Origin of the sequence: Citrobacter sp. R4, assembly GCF_026719175.1 — a bacterium.
GTDB lineage: Bacteria > Pseudomonadota > Gammaproteobacteria > Enterobacterales > Enterobacteriaceae > Citrobacter_A > Citrobacter_A sedlakii.
In genome coordinates, this window is record NZ_JAPPSU010000006.1 from 300,078 (window position 1) to 318,464 (window position 18,387).

An 18,387-nucleotide genomic window follows, 5' to 3' on the forward strand; every position below is an offset into this window, starting at 1 on the left:
CAACGACACGTAGCCGCCCTGCGCTATTAGTACTGATTAAACATCGTCTGGATTTGCTTCGGATCTTTAGTCTGGGTTAACGCCAGTTGCAGCAGCACGCGCGCTTTCTGCGGGTTCAGCGTACCGGAAGCCACAAAACCGTACTTCGCGTCGTCGATTTCTGCATCCTGAGTGGTAGAACCGGTCGGAACGCGAGAAGAACGCACCACTACCGTACCTTTATGCGCCGCCGTCGCCAGGGTATCGAAAACCGTTTTATACAGGTTGCCGTTACCCACGCCCGCGCTCACAATCCCTTCATAACCGGCATCCACCAGCGCTTTAGCCGGCAGGTCAGAAGCGTTGGCGTAGTTATACACAATGCCTACTTTCGGCAGTTCGCTCAGCTTAGAGACGTCGAATGGCGTAGATGTCGTGTGCTTACGCGCCGGGGTGCGCTGATAGTCAATTTTACCGTTGTGAATGTAGCCCAGCGGCCCGTAGTTAACGGACTTAAAGGTGGCGACATCGGTGGTGTTAGTCTTGGTCACGTCACGCCCGTCAAGCACAGTATCGTTCATCACCACCAGCACGCCGCGGTTAGCGGAGGCTTTGTCTGCCGCCGTTACGACCGCATTATAAAGGTTGAACGGACCGTCGGCGCTCATCGACGTGGATGGACGCATCGCCCCCACCAGCACCACCGGCTTGTTGCATTTCACGGTAAGATCGAGGAAATAGGCCGTTTCTTCCATGGTGTCGGTACCGTGGGTGATCACGAAACCATCGGTGCTGTCGCATTCGTTATTGATTTTCTTCGCCAGGGTTAACCAGACCTCGTCGTTCATATCCTGCGAGCCGATATTCACCACCTGTTCGCCTTTGACGTTCGCGATCTCCTTTAACTGAGGTACTGCGTTCACCAGGTTTTCCACACCGACTTTGCCCGCTGTGTAGTTAGATTTGGTGGCGGAATCACCGCCGCCAGCAATGGTGCCACCGGTCGCTAAAATAGTGACGTTCGGTAAGGCCAGCGCCGCGCCGCTAAAGCCCATCACCAGTGCGGCAAGTGCCGTTTTCCTGAAAAACTCCATGTTATTTCTCCAGTTACGTGAATTTGCCGCATTATCCCAATGCCACAGATGAATAATGTGATTTCATCCAATTAACCAGATAAATATATTTTTCAGATTGTTAAATTTAGAGGTGGCTATCAAAACGAAGCGGAAAGGGAAGATAAAACGGCACAGAGACGATCTGTGCCATTGTTTTTTAAGAAAGAATTATTTCAGGCTGCTGACCAGCGCCTTGCGGTTGTCTTCCAGGGTAACCACACGGCTACAAACATCTTTGCCGAACTGCTGGAAGTCTTTTTCCTGATTCTTCCATTCATTCTGGATGGCGGTTTGCAAACCACCGAGGCTGCCGAGTACGCCCTGGAGCGGATTACCGCCGCCTTTGAGCACGGCTTTCGCCCCCATCTCGTTAATGCTGTCCTGCAAAATGCCGCCCATCGCCTGGTTCACCAGTTGTTGACCGTCGGCGCGCACTTGATCGATCGCTTTATAGTGGAACGTCAGACCGTCGGTACGGTGCTCAATGATCCGGTTCATTTGCTCTTTAAGCTGAGCATCAAGTTTGGTCAGGCGACCGCGCATGTTGCTGCTCTCGCCGACTTCTTTAGCGATAATGTTGTCCAGCGCGACGCGGCCTTTTTCCACGCGTGAGCGGGCGCCTTCATCAATCCACGGCAGGGTGCTGCGCAGCGCCGCCTGATAATCTTTCGCCTGTTCGCGTTGCGCCGCGCTCAGGGAGTATTGCTTGCCGTTGTACATCACATTGCCGTCCGGCGTGATGACCAGATTGCCGTTTTCGCCCTTCACTTGCACAGTTTGCGGGCTAAGAATCACATCGTCACGCGGCGTGACGCTGCACTGGTAATCTGCATGGGCGGACATCGCAGTAACAGAAAGCGCTGCCGCCAGCAGCATTTTGCGCATCATAACTTTCCCTCAAGACAAATCGGGCCGGCATTTGCCGACCCTTTGCTTTATTAGTCCCACCAAACGTCAAAAAGTTCGCTGGTGCGCACTTCTTCAAGTTTGTGATCTTCTAACCATTTACGCACGATGGTCTGGTGCTCTTCCGTGCATTTGCCGATTTCCTGCATGCAGATCAGACCTTCCCAGGCCAGATAACCGCTGCCGTCAAAGGCCAGTTTGTTCGGTTCGATCACGTCGTTGATAAAGTCATCAACGGTTTTATCAATCTGATCTTCAGAAGTGCCTTCCGGGAAACGCCATGCAACCGAAAACCCTAATTCCTGGAATTCGTCGATGTGCATTTTTTTACGCAGACGACGGCTACGGTTCTTTGCCATTATTTCACCCTCTCGAACATTAAGTCCCATACGCCGTGACCAAGACGATGGCCACGTTGTTCAAATTTGGTTACCGGGCGCGAGGCCGGGCGCGGTACGTAATCGTGACTCTCCGACAGGTTTTTATAGCCGTCAATTGAAGACATCACTTCCAGCATATGTTCCGCATAGGCTTCCCAGTCGGTCGCCATGTGGAACACGCCGCCCAGCTTCAGCTTGCTTTTCACCAGTTCAGCAAACGGCACCTGAACGATACGGCGTTTATTATGACGTGCTTTATGCCACGGGTCAGGGAAAAAGAGTTGAACCATCGATAAAGAATTGTCAGGAATCATTTTGTGCAGTACTTCAACGGCGTCGTGACACATCACGCGCAGGTTTTCGACGCCTTCTTCATGGGCGGAAGCCAGACACGCCCCCACGCCCGGCGAATGCACTTCAATACCGAGGAAGTTTTGCTCCGGGCGCGCTTTCGCCATCGCCACCAGCGAAGCCCCCATGCCGAAACCAATCTCAAGCGTCACCGGCGCTTCGCGGCCAAACAGCGTCGCGAATTCCACGGGATCTTCGCTAAACTCAACGCCCATCACCGGCCAGTAGTTTTCCAGCGCGTGTTCCTGCCCTTTGGTCAGTCGCCCCTGGCGACGCACAAAACTGCGAATCCGGCGCAGCGGGCGGCCGTTTTCATCAAATTCCGGTGAAATGACGTCGTTTTTCATAAAAGTTAAGTCTGCTTGTGATTGAGTTCTGAAAACGGGCATTATCCAAAGTTAGTTGCCGGATGCAAGTAAAGGAAGATGACACGCTGCGGAAAGTTCCGGTTTACACCCTGTTGCCGCTGTGCTGCAATCTGGCCCCCGACAATAATGATTTTGGTGACCATGCAAGCGTCTCAATTTTCAGCCCAGGTTCTGGACTGGTACGACAAATACGGGCGAAAAACCCTGCCCTGGCAAATTGACAAGACGCCTTACAAAGTATGGCTCTCGGAAGTGATGTTGCAACAAACGCAGGTTGCGACGGTTATTCCCTATTTTGAACGGTTTATGCGTCATTTCCCGACGGTGACCGATCTCGCTAACGCGCCGCTGGACGAAGTGTTGCATCTGTGGACCGGACTGGGCTACTACGCCCGCGCGCGCAACCTGCACAAAGCCGCTCAGCAGGTCGCCACACTGCACCACGGCGTCTTTCCGGAAACGTTTGATGAGGTTGCGGCGCTGCCCGGCGTTGGCCGTTCCACCGCCGGAGCGGTACTTTCTCTGTCACTGGATAAACCTTTTCCGATTCTCGACGGCAACGTCAAACGCGTGCTGGCACGCTGCTATGCTGTTAGCGGCTGGCCGGGGAAAAAAGAGGTCGAGAAAAAACTGTGGGATCTGAGCGAAGACGTGACGCCGGTCAACGGCGTGGCCCGTTTTAACCAGGCGATGATGGATTTAGGCGCGATGGTCTGCACACGCTCAAAACCGAAATGTACGATTTGTCCGCTACAGCACGGTTGCGTGGCGGCGGCCACCGACAGTTGGTCACGTTATCCCGGGAAAAAACCGAAACAAACGCTGCCCGAGCGTACCGGCTATTTTTTACTGATGCAGCATCAAGATGAAGTCTTACTCACCCAGCGTCCACCCAGCGGACTGTGGGGTGGGCTGTACTGCTTCCCGCAGTTTGCCAACGAAACAGAATTACGCGAGTGGCTGGCGCAACGGCAGGTTAACGCGGATACTTTGACCCAGCTTAACGCGTTTCGCCATACCTTCAGCCATTTCCACTTAGATATTGTGCCTATGTGGCTGAGCGTGTCCTCAACGGGTTCCTGCATGGATGAAGGCAGCGCGCTCTGGTATAACTTAGCGCAACCGCCGTCCGTTGGTCTGGCGGCTCCCGTGGAGCGTTTATTACAGCAGTTACGCACCGGCGCGCCGGTTTGACGCATCGGTCGATAAAGAGGATTTGTTATGAGCAGAACGATTTTTTGCACTTTCCTGCAGCGTGAAGCAGAAGGCCAGGATTTCCAGCTGTACCCGGGCGAACTGGGAAAACGCATTTATAACGAGATTTCAAAAGAAGCATGGGCGCAGTGGCAACACAAGCAGACCATGCTGATCAACGAAAAGAAACTCAACATGATGAACGTCGAGCACCGCAAACTGCTGGAGCAGGAAATGGTCAACTTCCTGTTTGAAGGCAAAGACGTGCATATCGAAGGGTATACGCCGGAAGACGATAAATAATGCGTTGCCGGATAGCGCCGCGCTTATCCGGCCCGGACATCATGCCGTCTCCAGGACGAGTATCCTGCGGCGAAATGGCATAACGACAAACACAACACGCACTCCCGGAATGATGAAAAAATTACTCGCGCTTGCCGTTATTGCGCCGTTGCTCATCTCCTGTTCCAGCTCGACCAAAAAAGGCGATTCTTATAACGAAGCCTGGGTCAAGGATACCAACGGTTTTGACATTTTGATGGGGCAGTTTGCCCATAACATTGAAAACTTGTGGGGCTATCAGGAAGTGCTGATTGCCGGTCCGAAGGACTATGTAAAGTATACCGATCAGTATCAGACCCGCAGCCATATTAACTTCGACGCCGGTACGATTACCGTTGAAACCATTGCCGGAACAGATCCCGCCGCGCATTTGCGTCGCGCAATCATAAAAACGCTGCTGATGGGCGACGATCCGAGTTCGGTCGACCTGTACTCGGATGTGGATGACATCCAGATCTCCCGTGAGCCGTTCCTGTATGGCCAGGTACTGGATAACACGGGTCAACCGATCCGCTGGGAAGGCCGCGCCACCCAATTCGCCGATTACCTGTTACAAACGCGCCTGCAAAGCCGCAGCAATGGGATCCGCAAAATCTTCAGCGTAACGATCAATCTGGTGCCGAATCACCTGGATAAACGTGCGCACAAATACCTCGGTATGGTGCGCAAAGCGTCGCACAAATATGGCGTTGACGAGTCGCTGATTCTGGCGATTATGCAGACTGAGTCGTCATTTAACCCTTATGCAGTGAGCCGCTCCGACGCCCTGGGCCTGATGCAGGTTGTGCAGCACACCGCAGGCAAAGATGTCTTCCGCTCCCAGGGGCGTTCCGGGACGCCAAGCCGCAGCTATCTGTTTGATCCGGCGAGTAACATTGATACCGGGACGGCCTATCTGGCAATGCTCAGCAATGTTTACCTGGGCGGCATCGATAACCCGACTTCCCGACGCTATGCGGTGATCACCGCCTATAACGGCGGCGCGGGGAGCGTCCTGCGCGTCTTCTCAAACGATAAAGTTCAGGCGGCGAATATTATTAACAGTATGACGCCAGGAGATGTCTACCAGACCCTGACCACCCGCCACCCGTCGTCGGAATCGCGTCGCTACCTTTATAAAGTGAACTCCGCGCAGAAATCCTACCGTCGTCAGTAATCCCCTCTGCCCGCCCGGCAAATTTGCCGGGCGGGCAGCTTCAGAATGTTAACTTCGTCACTCTTTTGCATTGCAAAAAGATATTGTTTGCAATTATTTGTCACAGGTAACAAAAAACCAGCCGTAGTCATTGATAGAATTACATCATATTGAAACGGCAAATGTGCCAATTGGAACATTCAATCGCCTTTTGGTGTGAGGAAATTAACATGAATCTTAAGCTGCAGCTGAAAATACTCTCGTTTCTGCAGTTCTGCCTGTGGGGTAGCTGGCTGACGACGCTCGGTTCCTATATGTTTGTCACCCTCAAATTTGACGGTGCTTCCATTGGCGCGGTGTATAGCTCGCTGGGGATCGCGGCAGTCTTTATGCCGACGCTACTGGGGATCGTTGCCGACAAATGGTTGAGCGCGAAATGGGTTTACGCCCTCTGTCATATCGTCGGGGCGGCAACGCTATTTATGGCCGCGGAAGTTACCACGCCGGGCGCGATGTTCTTTGTGATCCTGCTGAACTCGCTGGCCTACATGCCGACGCTCGGTCTGATCAACACCATTTCCTATTATCGTCTCCAGTCTGCGGGAATGGACATCGTCACCGACTTCCCGCCAATCCGCATCTGGGGCACCATCGGGTTTATCATGGCGATGTGGGGCGTGAGCTTCTCCGGCTTTGAACTGAGCCATATGCAGCTGTACATTGGCGCAGCGCTGTCGGTACTGCTGGTGCTGTTCACCCTGACGCTGCCGCATATTCCGGTTGCAAATCAGCAGAAGAACCAGAGCTGGTCATCCATGCTGGGTCTGGACGCGTTTGCGCTGTTCAAAAACAAGCGTATGGCGATCTTCTTTATCTTCTCCATGATGCTGGGCGCGGAGCTGCAAATTACCAATATGTTCGGGAATACCTTCCTGCACAGCTTTGATAACAACCCGCTGTTCTCCGGAAGCTTTATCGTGGAACACGCGTCGGTGATGATGTCGATTTCGCAGATCTCCGAAACGCTGTTCATCCTGACCATTCCGTTCTTCCTTAGCCGCTACGGCATCAAAAACGTTATGCTGATCAGTATTGTAGCGTGGATGCTGCGCTTCGGTCTGTTCGCCTACGGTGACCCGACGCCGTTCGGTACCGTGCTGCTGGTTCTGTCAATGATTGTGTACGGCTGCGCCTTCGACTTTTTCAACATCTCCGGTTCGGTGTTTGTGGAAAAAGAGGTTCGCCCGGAAATCCGCGCCAGCGCGCAGGGCATGTTCCTGATGATGACCAACGGCTTCGGTTGTATTCTCGGCGGCGTGGTAAGCGGAAAAGTGGTGGAGCATTACACCCTGAACGGCATTACCGACTGGCAAACCGTGTGGCTGATCTTCGCGGGCTACTCGCTGGTGCTGGCCTTCGCCTTCGTGGCGCTGTTTAAGTACAAGCACGTTCGCGTACCGACGGGTACGCAGTCTGTGGCGCATTAAGCCGATTGCCGGATGGCGTTCGCCATCCGGCCTGGACGCGGCGTTACTTCAACACGTAGCCATACAGCCGCTTAATGCCATCGGCGTCTTTTTCACTGTAAACTCCCTGTAATTCCGGCGAGAAGCCCGGCAGCATATTCACCCCTTCTTCCAGCGCCAGGAAATAGCGCTGTACCGCGCCGCCCCACACTTCACCCGGCACCACGCACAGCACGCCCGGCGGATACGGCAGTGCGCCTTCTGCGGCAATACGCCCTTCGGCATCGCTAATGCGTACCAACTCAACGTCGCCGCGAATAAAGGCGCTGTTGGCATCCTGTGGGTTCATTGCCACTTTCGGCAGGCTTTCCTGACGGAACATTGCCTTTTGCAACTCTTTGACGTTAAAACTGACATACACATCGTGCATTTCCTGACACAGCTCGCGCAGCGTGTAATCGCGGTAGCGCACGGGATATTTGTTGAAGATGGTCGGCAGTACGTCCGCAAGCGGCGTGTCGTCTTCGATATGCTGTTCAAACTGGGCCAGCATCGCCACCAGGTGGGCCATTTTCTCTGCGCTCTCGGCAGGCGTCAGCAGAAACAGGATGGAGTTGAGATCGCATTTTTCCGGTACAATGCCGTTTTCCCGCAGGTAGTGGGCGAGTATCGTCGCCGGAATGCCAAAGTCGGTATAGCGTCCGGTTTCGGCATCAATGCCCGGCGTTGTGAGCAACAGCTTACACGGATCGACAAAATACTGGTCATCGGCATAGCTTGCAAATCCGTGCCATTTGGCGCCTGGCTCAAAGCTGAAGAAACGTCGCTCGCGGGCAATCCGTTCCGTCGGATAATCCTGCCAGGCTTTGCCGTCCACCACGGGCGGGATAAACGGCTGGAGCAGTTTACAGCTGGCGAGGATGGCTTTACGCGCTTCAATTCCCAGTTCTACGCACTCCGCCCACAGTCGTCGGCCGCTCTCCCCTTCATGGATTTTGGCGTTCACATCCAGGGCGGCAAACAGTGGATAAAACGGGCTGGTGGACGCATGCAGCATAAACGCGTTGTTCAGTCGCTTATGTGGACAAAAACGCGCCTGACCACGAAGGTGGTTATCTTTTTTATGGATTTGTGAAGTCTGCGAGAACCCGGCCTGCTGCTTGTGTACCGACTGGGTGACGAAAATACCCGGATCGTTTTCATTCAGTTCCAGCAGCAGCGGTGAACCGTCCGCCATCATCGGGATAAACTGCTCGTAGCCCACCCAGGCGGAATCAAACAAAATGTAGTCGCACAGATGGCCGATGTTGTCGATCACCTGTCGGGCGTTATAGATGGTGCCGTCATAGGTGCCAAGCTGGATGATCGCAAGGCGAAACGGACGCGGCGCCCCGGCTTTGTGCGGCGCTACGCGACGAATCTGCGCACGCAGGTAGTCTTCATTAAAACAGTGATTATCGATCCCGCCGATAAAACCAAACGGATTGCGCGCCGCTTCCAGATACACCGGCGTCGCCCCGGCCTGGATCAGCGCCCCATGATGGTTTGACTTGTGGTTATTACGGTCGAACAGCACCAGATCGCCACGGGTCAACAGCGCATTCGTTACCACTTTATTGGCCGCCGACGTGCCGTTCAGCACAAAGTAGGTTTTATCGGCGTGAAACACTTTTGCCGCAAACTTTTGCGCATGTTTTGCCGATCCTTCGTGGATCAGCAGATCGCCGAGCTTAACGTCGGCGTTACACATGTCCGCGCGGAAAACGTTCTCGCCAAAGAAGTCATAAAAATGCCGCCCGGCCGGATGCTTTTTAAAAAACGCGCCATGCTGATGACCCGGACAGGCAAAGGTGCTGTTGCCCATTTCCACATACTGCGTCAGGGTGTCGTAAAAGGGCGGCAGGAGATTTTCTTCATACTGGCAGGCAGCGGCTTCCAGCTCAAGCCACTCCTGCGCATTGCCGCTGATGATTGCCTGCACGCCTGCTGGCGTATCGGTTTTCTCATCACTCAGGATAAATACCGGCAGATGGAATCCCGTACGCTTAAGCAGCGCCAGAATGCCGCTACGGCTGTCGGCGATAGTCAGCACGACGGCGGCCACATCGGTAAAGTCGGTGCTGTCCAGCGCGACTACGCCACGGTGAGTAGATAAACGCGAAACCAGTTCACTACTGGCGGCAATGTTCATAGATTTCATAAGCGCAAAAGCCCGTTTCGGGAGAAAAAAGTCCCGGACAAGGCGTATCGCCCTGTCCCACGAGATGTTGGGTCAAACTGGTCACCAGCTCCGACCGCCAGACATCAGTAAAAGCAGACCGTTTCTGATCTTACTGTTGTCCCGCGTGAGCATGCGCTACCCTCACCGCATGGTGAGTAAAAGAAGGGGAGTAACGAGAAGGGGCACGCATCGCACCAGACGGCGATGATGATAAAGGCGATGTGAAGACGCGACATTCATCCCATGCGGCCCCAACAGACTGGAGAAAATTCGCGCAATGATGGCACCTTTACCCGGCAGGCGCAAGATCAAATCTCTATGCACACAGGCCACGGATAAACAAGCATTAAAGGTGAGAACCAGGTCATAATAATGCACTCTGACAAAATATTTAGCAGGAGCTAACGTGGTAATCGGACCTTTCATTAACGCCAGCGCAGTGTTGCTCGGCGGCGTTATCGGTGCCCTTCTCAGCCAACGTTTACCGGAACGGATTCGTGTCTCAATGACGTCGATTTTCGGCCTGGCGTCGCTTGGCATTGGTATTTTACTGGTGGTCAAATGCGCCAATCTGCCGGTCATGGTTCTGGCAACGCTGATCGGCGCACTGATAGGCGAGTTTTGCTATCTGGAAAAAGGCATCAACAATGCGGTGGCGAAAGCGCAGGCGCTCTTTTCAATGCCGGGGAAAAAACAACCACATGAGTCGTTTATTCAGAACTTTGTCGCCATTATTGTTCTGTTTTGCGCCAGCGGCACCGGCATTTTCGGTGCGATGCGCGAAGGGATGACTGGCGATCCCAGTATCCTGATTGCCAAATCTTTTCTCGATTTTTTTACGGCGATGATTTTCGCCTGCTCGCTCGGTATTGCCGTGTCGGCCATTTCGGCGCCAATGCTGTTAATCCAGCTGTCGCTGGCAGCCTGCGCGGCGCTGATCCTGCCGCTCACCACGCCAGCGATGATGGCAGACTTCAGTGCCGTTGGCGGATTACTGCTGGTCGCCACCGGTTTGCGCATCTGCGGCATCAAGATGTTCGCAGTGGTCAATATGCTCCCTGCCCTACTGCTGGCAATGCCGCTTTCCGCCGCCTGGACGGCATTTTTCGCCTGAGAATGCGTGCAATAACAGCAAAGTGGTGATAGATTGTGCAGTCTGCGTTGATTTGAAGAAATTTCGTTGACGAAACGAGGCGAATCGGTTTTAATGCGCCCCGTTGCCCGGATAGCTCAGTCGGTAGAGCAGGGGATTGAAAATCCCCGTGTCCTTGGTTCGATTCCGAGTCCGGGCACCACCTTTCCTTTTTTATGCTTCCTTATAAATTCCTATCTGTTTGTAATTCAGTGAGTTAGCGTAAAAAACTTTCCGGATGCGTTTTGATTTATCCCTACGTATCCGGAAAATTGTGGGTCAGCTTGAGGGTTCATTCAGTTCGATGAACGGAGAGACTCTCATGTTGACTGACAGTAAAATCTACGCTGCGAACCCCCTCGCAAAGTCCTACAAAATCACCGATTCGCAAGGTCTGTACCCGACAGTATCCACCAGTGGTTCAAAGCTATGGTATTTCCGTTACCGTTTTGAAGGTAAGGAAAATCGTCTGGCCTTTGGCCCCTATCCGCAGGTTACGCTGGCAGAAGCCCGAGAAAAGCGCGATGCGCCGCGTAAGCTGTTGGTATCCGGTATTTGCCCTTCTCAGCCCCGTAAAGCAAAAAAAGCTGCGGTAGATGAATCCCGCACGTTTAAATTTATCGCCACCGCGTGGCACACCAGTTGCCTTAAACTTTGGTCGGAAAGCTACGCGGACAATATCCTGACCTGCCTGAAGCGCTACGTCTTCCCTGATATTGGCGCAATGGACATTGCAGAGGTAAAAACCCGCCATCTGGCGCAGCTTGTTAAGACTATCGACGATAAGGGTGTGCATGACGTTGCCGGGCGGGTGCGCCAGCATCTGACCAAAATTATGCGTCATGCCGTCCAGCAGGGAACGATTAAATACAATCCGGCTTACGATCTGGATGGCGTCGTGACCCCTGTTGTGACCCAACATCACCCCGCCCTGCCCCTGAAACGCCTGCCAGAGCTGCTGGACAAGATCAATGGCTACAAAACCCGTCTGGCGCTGGAGCTGAATCTGCACGTTTTTCTGCGTTCCAGCGAGCTACGCCTCGCCCGCTGGGATGAGTTCAACCTGAAAGCCCATATCTGGACGGTGCCAGATATCGCCGTATATATATCGATCTGCGCCAGCTTAAGCCTTTTAAACCCTTTGGCCTTTTCCGGTCTGGCGCTGTTACCCTTAACCGCCCTTTACCATTATCCGGCCTTTTTCCTTTTGTTTGCACAATCATCAGCACAAAAGCCGTAATGTGCAGCAGAAACTTGTTAATAGGCTAACCCGTTCATAAGGGAAGTTATTAAGAGGAAAGCGTATTAATAATTTTGGCCCCAAAATTATTTGTATGAAAACCTATCAATACCCGAGATTAATAGGAAATCACCCAAAATTATTTGAGGGCAAATAATTTTGTACGAAAACCGATGGATAACTCGATCTTTTCAAGGCAACGGCTATCAGTCAGTATCCCTTCGCCCATAAACCTGCGCCCCATACCGCCCGCGCCCGTCGCCGTGGCCCAAATCCAACGCCGTCATTGCCAGCGCTTCCTTTTCACCAAATCCCTGCGCCAGATAATTACGAATGACATCCAGTGCCCACGCATAGCGCAACGAGTACGGGGAATATGCTCCCGTTAAGCCGAGACGTGACGCCTGACTGTGCCAGTATTTCATGGCGCTTTTCAGATCGGGCTTATCTATCAGCCTGCCATGACGATCTTCTGCCACAGCCAGCGCATTATCCAGCGCTTTTCTGACAGCGACGGCTTCAAGAATCATCGCCTCTCGAGGCCGCCCGCCTTTGGTGCCGAACACCACGGTTAAGCGAGTGTCACCACGATCCAGCGCCTGCTTCCACGTTCTTAATGACTGCGCACTTTGCACCGCCTCCTGCGCAGTCTGTAAGGTAAAAGGCGCTGAGGGCGTCAGCAGATACAGGTTAGCCGGGAGAATTCCGGCACGGTACAGATTCAGACCAGCAGGCTGGCGCAGTAAAAGGACGTATCGTGTTAAAACTCGGGCCTCCGTCGCAATGTTCTGCGACCCGGTGTTTACAGAGGTCTGCACCGATAAACGGATCAACCGTCCTGATAACAGGCTCTTCTTTCAGGTTGTGAAGCGTGGGAACCGTCCGCAGACGGTGTGTAGCAATTAGGAGACTACGCATATGCCGCTGGTGCAGAAAGAAAAAACTGTTTTTGCATCAAAAAGGTTTTTGTGAACCTGTACTACCACGCTTCGCTTGCCTTCTCCCGATCTTCTGACAGCAAAGCCATCAGAAGATCGGGAGAGAAGATTTAACAATTTTCAAGTTTGCAGTAACGGGAAGGCCAGATTTTCTCTGGCGCGACGCCCAACGCTTCGGCGATTAGCCTTTCGCCTTTGGGCCATCGGCGGGTAAGCGTATTTGCTAGCGTGGAGGATGCCAGTCCTGCTGCATCATGCTGTCACCTCATCAATAAACTTTACGCCGTCAGCGGTGTGTATCCAGCGCGGGGCTTTGAGTTCGGCGGCAAAGTACCAGACCAGCTCACACAGTAATCCAGTCAGCGTCTGTTTCATTTTCGGCAGTAACGCCCGCCCCGTCAGAAGCTGCGCCAGCGGGAGTGAATAGTCACAAAGTAATTCGGAACCGGGTTCAAAGCAGGGGTAACTGGCGGGAAGGGTATCAACGGTCAAGCTTTCGATTAGGTGAGGCGGGATGGGATCGTTCAACGCGGACCGCAGCAGCGAGAGGCAGGCGACAAGTCTTCCGCAAAGCGCCAGCCGCAGCGTCGGATCGACGCTTTCAAGCAGGGTTTCGGCGAAGCGGTCGCAGTGATCGGCCAGAACGGTAAAATTCGGGGCGGCGCTGAAGGGAACGGTAAGTAACGGGTGTGTTTGGATTGGGGTCGTAGCCATAGTGGCAGCCTCATCCACAGTACGCATAACATATACATGCTTACGATAAAAATCACAGATATTGATTTGATAAGGCTGGCCAGACTCATTTTTCTGGTATAAAGCATAGAGTTAAAACTCACAGGCATAACCCGGCCCTACCGGAGGTATGATAATGAAGGATAATATTGTTCAAAATATCGCTCATAAGCTTTTTTTGGCAAGATCCGATGTGCTAGAGCATGAACTTACTGAACAGGAACTTTCTTTTTTACTCAAAGAGAAATCAGAAGGCTATTGTTTAAAGGACGATAAATTAATCTTTTCATCTTATGAAGACAGAGATTATTATGTTGTCCGTTATCATTTTTCAGAAACAGACAGTGATCGCGCCGATGCGGAGAAAACCATAATACAAGCTGCTTTTAGCATATGGGAAAAGTCTTTGCGAGGCGATCGTTCAACCGCTGGCTTATTTCTCAGCTTATATGAAGATAAGATCAATGTATTTCAGGTACTGCTCGAATCTGAACGTAACCAATATGAGGTCACATCTCTGGCCGATCAATTCATAAAGTATTCCAGAAACATAGATATAAACACCCTGTATAATTTCTTTTCCGTCATTTACAATAAACACAATCAATATGTTGGTACATTTACATTATTAGGAGAACGACTAGCCAGTAACCCTGAAAAATGTCATGAGATAATTAATAAATTTCATTCAGATATAAAACAGGGAACTCTTCACCTTTATAATATTGCCTTATTCTCATTAAAAAAAGAAAACTATGCATCTGCTATTGATATTCTACTCGATGATATAGAAAAAAATGACAGTTTACTCTCTCCACAATCATTATGGATCCTTGGCAGAATCGTAGAAGCAAGCGACACGGAATACAAAGTTGATGAAATAAATAAAACAATTATAGATAACATTTCATCAGCTATAAAATTGATATCGGATTCGGCAATACAAGCTGCCGTGAATACAGTAGAAAAGATACCGGGCATGCGAAATATTATCAGAGAATTACTAGAATCCAATAATACGGAGGCAATAAAAGCACTCGCTCATAAAGTATATACTAAGAAACAATTAACGTCGCACACAGACTTTCCTTTCTGGATGTCTCATATTTGTGAATCTGCAATAAACAATGCAGAACTGAGTGGTTTAATTTTCCATATATTTTCATTTTTAACCAAAGATGAGTCAAAGCATGATTTATTGACTGATTGCCTTTTTATAATGATAAAAAATAACTCAGTATCAGAAAACAATCAAGTTATTGAAAGTTTTTTTTATGATATAGCAAATCACCCTGATTTACTTAATAAAGTATTTACATTAACATTAATTGATGAGAATCCCGAAACCACCGTTTTTTCGCGTTTATTATCCACATACCTGTTTGTGCACAGAAGTAAACATATATTAGAGTATAGTCTTGGCGTCATTAACGACTTCACAGAAAGAGATTTTATTTTTCTGGTACGAAGAACACTGGGTTTCATCTCAAATGAACACCAGTTAATGTCCCTGATATTATCTTTGCTAAGGGTAAAAAATGCAGAAAAAAGAACATATCCCCTTGTAAAGGTAGTGATTATCAATGAAATAGCAATGGATTATCCCAGCTATGTAATTGATGAAATCGGGAAACACAAAAAAAACATTAAAGGGCAGCGTAACAAAATCAAGAAATTATATAACGAAATATTAACTGAGGTTGAGAACTACATATCTTCTTTCACCGTACTTCCAAGAATAAAAGAATTAGAACCATCATCAATGCTCGTACATGCTTTTCAAAAAGAAAAAGACAAGGTTATGGCAAGAAAGAACGATCTTGCGAATGAAAACTCTTTGGTATTTAAAATAGCGTCTCGCATTCATTTAAAAGCAGGCATAGGCTCTTTTCATTATAACGACTATAATGATTCTGGTTACAGTGAACCCTCCTATCTAAAAACATTTTCAAGTAGTTATTCTCTTCCCAGACGATATGTTATGGATAATGTCGGTTATGATATTAGGCTTGCTCAGTTTAGATGTGCAAAAAAGGATACTGTATGAAAGTTTTAATCTCACAATATATCAGAACGCTTAAAGAAAGAAATGAACTTGATCTACTGCTACCTAATTTGTTGCTATCGATGGGCATTGTTCCTCTGTTTACTACGCAAACAGGCACTCGACAATACGGAGTCGATATTGCTGCAATCGGTAAAGATCCTGAAGATGGTGTAAGAAAGATTTTTCTCTTTGTGATCAAACAGAAAAATCTGGGTATGGCCGAATGGGATTCAGGAAGAAATTCTATCAGACAAAGTTTAAATGAAATTTTTGATGTTTACATAAAAAATAATATTTTACCAAAACATAAAAAATTACCAAAGAAGATAATACTATCTACCAGCGGAGATATGAAAGAAGAGCTAAGTCAAAGCTGGGCCGGTTACATTGATGAGCACCAGCCCCACGAGTTTGATTTCTGGGGAGCAGCTCAACTAGCAGCACGTATAGAAAAATATATGCTAAACGAGCATATATTCACTGACAATGACCGAACTGATTTGAGGAAATCGTTATCATTAATTTGTGAAAATGATTATTCAAGAGAAGATTTCCACCGCTTATTACTTCGTACACTACAACTCAATAATAAAGGAGAAAAAGTAAAACAGGTCAAAAAATCTGAACTTGAGAAATCAATCCGTACAGCCTATCTTGCCACAAATATACTGGCCTATTGGGCAATACAAGATGGTAATGTAAAACAAGCCCTCTATATATCGGAGCGTTGCCTGCTATGGGTATGGCACCGTATTCACCTTGAAAAAAGTCCACACCAATACTTCTCTGCCATTAATATTATATGGCAAAACTATATTAATATCTCCGCAGAATACTTTTCCAAACTTCAACCCTATTTTCACGAAAAATATCTTCTGTCGTCATACTCTGCCGATAGCGCATTAATTAATCTTACTATATTTGAACAAATAGGTATACTCTCTACTATCGGGCTAAATAATCTCCTCACGGCTCTACGATGTAATGGTGATGAGCAGACAGCCAGATTTAATAATGCAACTATCATTGCCGAGAGTTTATGCGTACTTATCAGCAATAACCCAGCATCAGGCTCACCTCGTTTTGATGAAAATGCAATAGATATTACACTGGCTTTTATTTTTCTTTCTTTAACAGGGGAAAAGGATCGTGCTGGAGAATGGCTCGAAACATTGATCGTCAGGCTGGACTTTGTACTTAAAATTGGACGAAATCACCCTATATCGACAGATTCCATTGATGATCTTATCTGTCTGGATTGCAATACTGATGACACGTATCTCAGAGAAAAAACAACAAGTACATCATGGATAATTCCTACTCTGATGGGATGGGCTGTCATTCTGGAGAAAGAAAAGGAATATAATATTTTACTGAGAGGAATAAAAGAATTCTATCCAAAAATCTGCTCCCAGCTATGGCATCCAACGAACGATCTATATCATCATCTCTACTTTCATCAGGCGCAATACGTCACAGGCGAAACATAAGCGCCAATAACATTTCCGGACAATATGAATAATTACCAGGCCAGGATGAATGAGTTGAGAGAAAAGGATAGATATAATATTTTCTCAGAATCAAGCGCAGCAAAAGCCGATTTAACCATTCTGGATTTTATAGCTTATCGGCATTTTAGAACCCCAGTTCCTCCTGCTCTTTGGTATAATATGCAAAAAAAACAGAATGAAAGTTAGAGCCCTCTTAATTTGTACCACTCACCAAACCACCGATGAACATTCATTTAATGTTCATCGATAACTACTGACGCGTAATAACAAGTGATAACTCTTACAAAATTATTCTATGCCAAGTAATAAGAATATAAAATTTAAACACTCCCCACCAAATCCCCCAACGTCACCATCAACATCATCGGATCCATCGGCGACGGCTCAAACCCCACCCGCAGGTAAAATTCCCGCGCTTCATCCGACAAGGCATGAACCAGCATCCCGCGAATGCCAATAGTTTCCGCCACCTGAATAACCCGTAGCCCGGCATCCCTCATCAGCGCCCGGCCGAGGCCCTGCCCGTGCAGTGATTTATCCACAGCCAGACGTCCCAGCACCACCACCGGGATCGGATCAGGCATATTGCGGCGAAAACGACCGGGCGCAGTATTTGTCGTTACCGCGCTGGACGCCAGCGAGTAATAGGCCAACACGTTAGAATTGCTGCCGCAACAGACAAACGTGCGGGATGCGCCAGTGGTCTGATTTTTCATTGCCCGCTGTTTCAGCCAGCGATCCATCGAATCCACGCCGCAGCAGAATGGGGTAAGAATATGCCCGGCGTGAAGGGGCTCAGGGGCGGAGATCATTTTTCCTGCTCCCACGGCGCAGGGGTCTGCATAGTTTTACGCAGCGCGGCGTTTGGTGCGGGAGACTGATCCAGACGGGCAAGAAATTCCTCATAAGCCTGCGGATCGGCCATGATGATACGTTGCTCGATCAGTGCTTCCTCGGCGGCGGCGCGGGCAGCCTCCAACACAAAGTCAGTGCGGTTTTTCCCTCTGGCTTTCGCCGCCCGATCAATAAGATCACGCTCGGCAGGCCTGATGCGCAGGTTCAGGGTTTCGCGTTTCATCGCCATACTGTTTGTGGCTGGCATGGTGTTGTCCTCATGTGTTTCTGTGGATATTAAGTATACAACATGCGTAACGCAGATGTCATTACGATAAATTTAGAAGGACTCGAACCAGAGTATCGAACCAAAAGGTTTTCTACTTATTTTTCTCCACCTTAATAATTTACAAGAGGAAATGAGGGTCAACCACTGGGTCTTGATAAGATAAGAGGAAAGAATTTATGGTAGAAATCAAATTGGTAAGTAACTGAA

General features: G+C 49.6%; 15 protein-coding genes, 1 tRNA gene and 3 pseudogenes. 9 read left to right on the forward strand and 10 right to left on the reverse strand.

From position 1 onward, the window contains the following. Positions 1-26 precede the first annotated feature (26 nt). From ansB to trmB, 4 genes are all read right to left on the reverse strand, one after another. A complete protein-coding gene (ansB, locus tag OOJ60_RS15310; RefSeq protein ID WP_042290419.1) occupies positions 27-1,073 on the reverse strand; it encodes an L-asparaginase 2 in 1,047 nt (348 codons plus the stop codon). A 189-nt stretch (positions 1,074-1,262) separates the two neighbouring features. Continuing rightward, the gene (locus tag OOJ60_RS15315; RefSeq protein ID WP_042290421.1) at positions 1,263-1,982 is read right to left on the reverse strand and encodes a DUF2884 domain-containing protein; all 720 of its coding nucleotides are present in this window, start codon (positions 1,980-1,982) and stop codon (positions 1,263-1,265) included. 50 nt (positions 1,983-2,032) lie between these two features. Next, positions 2,033-2,359: a YggL family protein gene (locus OOJ60_RS15320; RefSeq protein ID WP_042290424.1), complete on the reverse strand. Its 327-nt coding sequence runs from the start codon at positions 2,357-2,359 to the stop codon at positions 2,033-2,035. Then, on the reverse strand, positions 2,359-3,078 hold the full coding sequence (gene trmB / locus OOJ60_RS15325) for a tRNA (guanosine(46)-N7)-methyltransferase TrmB (protein WP_042290426.1): 720 nt from the start codon (positions 3,076-3,078) through the stop codon (positions 2,359-2,361). The genes OOJ60_RS15320 and trmB overlap by 1 nt, the downstream gene beginning before the upstream one ends. A 162-nt stretch (positions 3,079-3,240) precedes the next feature. Here trmB and mutY point away from each other — a divergent pair, with 162 nt between their 5' ends. The 4 genes from mutY (at position 3,241) to OOJ60_RS15345 (ending at position 7,257) form a co-directional block, all read left to right on the forward strand. Next, complete coding sequence (gene mutY, locus OOJ60_RS15330; protein WP_199956975.1) at positions 3,241-4,293, forward strand: A/G-specific adenine glycosylase; 1,053 nt, start codon at positions 3,241-3,243, stop codon at positions 4,291-4,293. Between the two features lie 27 nt (positions 4,294-4,320). Beyond that, positions 4,321-4,596, forward strand: coding sequence for an oxidative damage protection protein (locus OOJ60_RS15335; protein WP_042290429.1), 276 nt, complete (start codon positions 4,321-4,323; stop codon positions 4,594-4,596). A gap of 112 nt (positions 4,597-4,708) precedes the next feature. Beyond that, positions 4,709-5,791, forward strand: coding sequence for a membrane-bound lytic murein transglycosylase MltC (gene mltC, locus OOJ60_RS15340; RefSeq protein ID WP_072015011.1), 1,083 nt, complete (start codon positions 4,709-4,711; stop codon positions 5,789-5,791). A 209-nt stretch (positions 5,792-6,000) separates the two neighbouring features. Continuing rightward, positions 6,001-7,257: a nucleoside permease gene (locus tag OOJ60_RS15345; protein ID WP_042290435.1), complete on the forward strand. Its 1,257-nt coding sequence runs from the start codon at positions 6,001-6,003 to the stop codon at positions 7,255-7,257. Positions 7,258-7,300: 43 nt separating this feature from the next. On the opposite strand, the gene OOJ60_RS15350 is transcribed toward OOJ60_RS15345, so the two are convergent. Next, on the reverse strand, positions 7,301-9,436 hold the full coding sequence (locus tag OOJ60_RS15350; protein WP_205612817.1) for an ornithine decarboxylase: 2,136 nt from the start codon (positions 9,434-9,436) through the stop codon (positions 7,301-7,303). Between the two features lie 427 nt (positions 9,437-9,863). On the opposite strand from OOJ60_RS15350, the gene OOJ60_RS15355 reads away from it, so the two are divergent. The 3 genes and pseudogenes from OOJ60_RS15355 to OOJ60_RS15365 form a co-directional block, all read left to right on the forward strand. After that, positions 9,864-10,571, forward strand: a complete 708-nt coding sequence (locus tag OOJ60_RS15355) for a DUF554 domain-containing protein (protein ID WP_205612818.1) — start codon at positions 9,864-9,866, stop codon at positions 10,569-10,571. Positions 10,572-10,676: 105 nt separating this feature from the next. Next, positions 10,677-10,752 (forward strand) — tRNA-Phe (locus tag OOJ60_RS15360). Positions 10,753-10,911: 159 nt separating this feature from the next. Then, positions 10,912-11,679 (forward strand): annotated as a pseudogene (locus tag OOJ60_RS15365) (tyrosine-type recombinase/integrase); the annotation flags it as partial. Positions 11,680-12,035: 356 nt separating this feature from the next. Here OOJ60_RS15365 and OOJ60_RS15370 read toward each other — a convergent pair. From OOJ60_RS15370 to OOJ60_RS15380, 3 genes and pseudogenes are all read right to left on the reverse strand, one after another. Next, positions 12,036-12,476: pseudogene (locus tag OOJ60_RS15370) on the reverse strand (integrase domain-containing protein); the annotation flags it as partial. 401 nt (positions 12,477-12,877) lie between these two features. Beyond that, positions 12,878-13,015: pseudogene (locus OOJ60_RS15375) on the reverse strand (helix-turn-helix domain-containing protein); the annotation flags it as partial. Between the two features lie 4 nt (positions 13,016-13,019). Next, positions 13,020-13,481 carry a hypothetical protein gene (locus OOJ60_RS15380; protein WP_205612819.1) on the reverse strand — a complete coding sequence of 154 codons (462 nt, stop codon included), beginning with the start codon at positions 13,479-13,481 and terminating at the stop codon, positions 13,020-13,022. 154 nt (positions 13,482-13,635) lie between these two features. Here OOJ60_RS15380 and OOJ60_RS15385 point away from each other — a divergent pair, with 154 nt between their 5' ends. Then, positions 13,636-15,546 carry a hypothetical protein gene (locus tag OOJ60_RS15385; RefSeq protein ID WP_205612820.1) on the forward strand — a complete coding sequence of 637 codons (1,911 nt, stop codon included), beginning with the start codon at positions 13,636-13,638 and terminating at the stop codon, positions 15,544-15,546. Beyond that, positions 15,543-17,036 (forward strand): hypothetical protein, encoded by a 1,494-nt coding sequence (locus OOJ60_RS15390; RefSeq protein WP_205612821.1) that lies wholly within the window; start codon positions 15,543-15,545, stop codon positions 17,034-17,036. The genes OOJ60_RS15385 and OOJ60_RS15390 overlap by 4 nt, the downstream gene beginning before the upstream one ends. A gap of 341 nt (positions 17,037-17,377) precedes the next feature. On the opposite strand, the gene OOJ60_RS15395 is transcribed toward OOJ60_RS15390, so the two are convergent. Both OOJ60_RS15395 and OOJ60_RS15400 read right to left on the reverse strand, forming a co-directional pair. Further along, a complete protein-coding gene (locus OOJ60_RS15395) occupies positions 17,378-17,869 on the reverse strand; it encodes a GNAT family N-acetyltransferase (protein WP_205612822.1) in 492 nt (163 codons plus the stop codon). Next, the gene (locus tag OOJ60_RS15400; protein ID WP_200035103.1) at positions 17,866-18,159 is read right to left on the reverse strand and encodes a type II toxin-antitoxin system TacA family antitoxin; all 294 of its coding nucleotides are present in this window, start codon (positions 18,157-18,159) and stop codon (positions 17,866-17,868) included. The genes OOJ60_RS15395 and OOJ60_RS15400 overlap by 4 nt, the downstream gene beginning before the upstream one ends. Positions 18,160-18,387: the final 228 nt, after the last annotated feature.

What these genes read in the sequence shown, in the direction of transcription:
- ansB (WP_042290419.1), bottom strand. Translation starts at nt 1,073, where the DNA reads ATGGAGTTTTTCAGGAAAACGGCACTTGCCGCACTGGTGATGGGCTTT.
- OOJ60_RS15315 (WP_042290421.1), bottom strand. Translation starts at nt 1,982, where the DNA reads ATGATGCGCAAAATGCTGCTGGCGGCAGCGCTTTCTGTTACTGCGATG.
- OOJ60_RS15320 (WP_042290424.1), bottom strand. Translation starts at nt 2,359, where the DNA reads ATGGCAAAGAACCGTAGCCGTCGTCTGCGTAAAAAAATGCACATCGAC.
- trmB (WP_042290426.1), bottom strand. Translation starts at nt 3,078, where the DNA reads ATGAAAAACGACGTCATTTCACCGGAATTTGATGAAAACGGCCGCCCG.
- mutY (WP_199956975.1), top strand. Translation starts at nt 3,241, where the DNA reads ATGCAAGCGTCTCAATTTTCAGCCCAGGTTCTGGACTGGTACGACAAA.
- OOJ60_RS15335 (WP_042290429.1), top strand. Translation starts at nt 4,321, where the DNA reads ATGAGCAGAACGATTTTTTGCACTTTCCTGCAGCGTGAAGCAGAAGGC.
- mltC (WP_072015011.1), top strand. Translation starts at nt 4,709, where the DNA reads ATGAAAAAATTACTCGCGCTTGCCGTTATTGCGCCGTTGCTCATCTCC.
- OOJ60_RS15345 (WP_042290435.1), top strand. Translation starts at nt 6,001, where the DNA reads ATGAATCTTAAGCTGCAGCTGAAAATACTCTCGTTTCTGCAGTTCTGC.
- OOJ60_RS15350 (WP_205612817.1), bottom strand. Translation starts at nt 9,436, where the DNA reads ATGAAATCTATGAACATTGCCGCCAGTAGTGAACTGGTTTCGCGTTTA.
- OOJ60_RS15380 (WP_205612819.1), bottom strand. Translation starts at nt 13,481, where the DNA reads ATGGCTACGACCCCAATCCAAACACACCCGTTACTTACCGTTCCCTTC.
- OOJ60_RS15385 (WP_205612820.1), top strand. Translation starts at nt 13,636, where the DNA reads ATGAAGGATAATATTGTTCAAAATATCGCTCATAAGCTTTTTTTGGCA.
- OOJ60_RS15390 (WP_205612821.1), top strand. Translation starts at nt 15,543, where the DNA reads ATGAAAGTTTTAATCTCACAATATATCAGAACGCTTAAAGAAAGAAAT.
- OOJ60_RS15395 (WP_205612822.1), bottom strand. Translation starts at nt 17,869, where the DNA reads ATGATCTCCGCCCCTGAGCCCCTTCACGCCGGGCATATTCTTACCCCA.
- OOJ60_RS15400 (WP_200035103.1), bottom strand. Translation starts at nt 18,159, where the DNA reads ATGCCAGCCACAAACAGTATGGCGATGAAACGCGAAACCCTGAACCTG.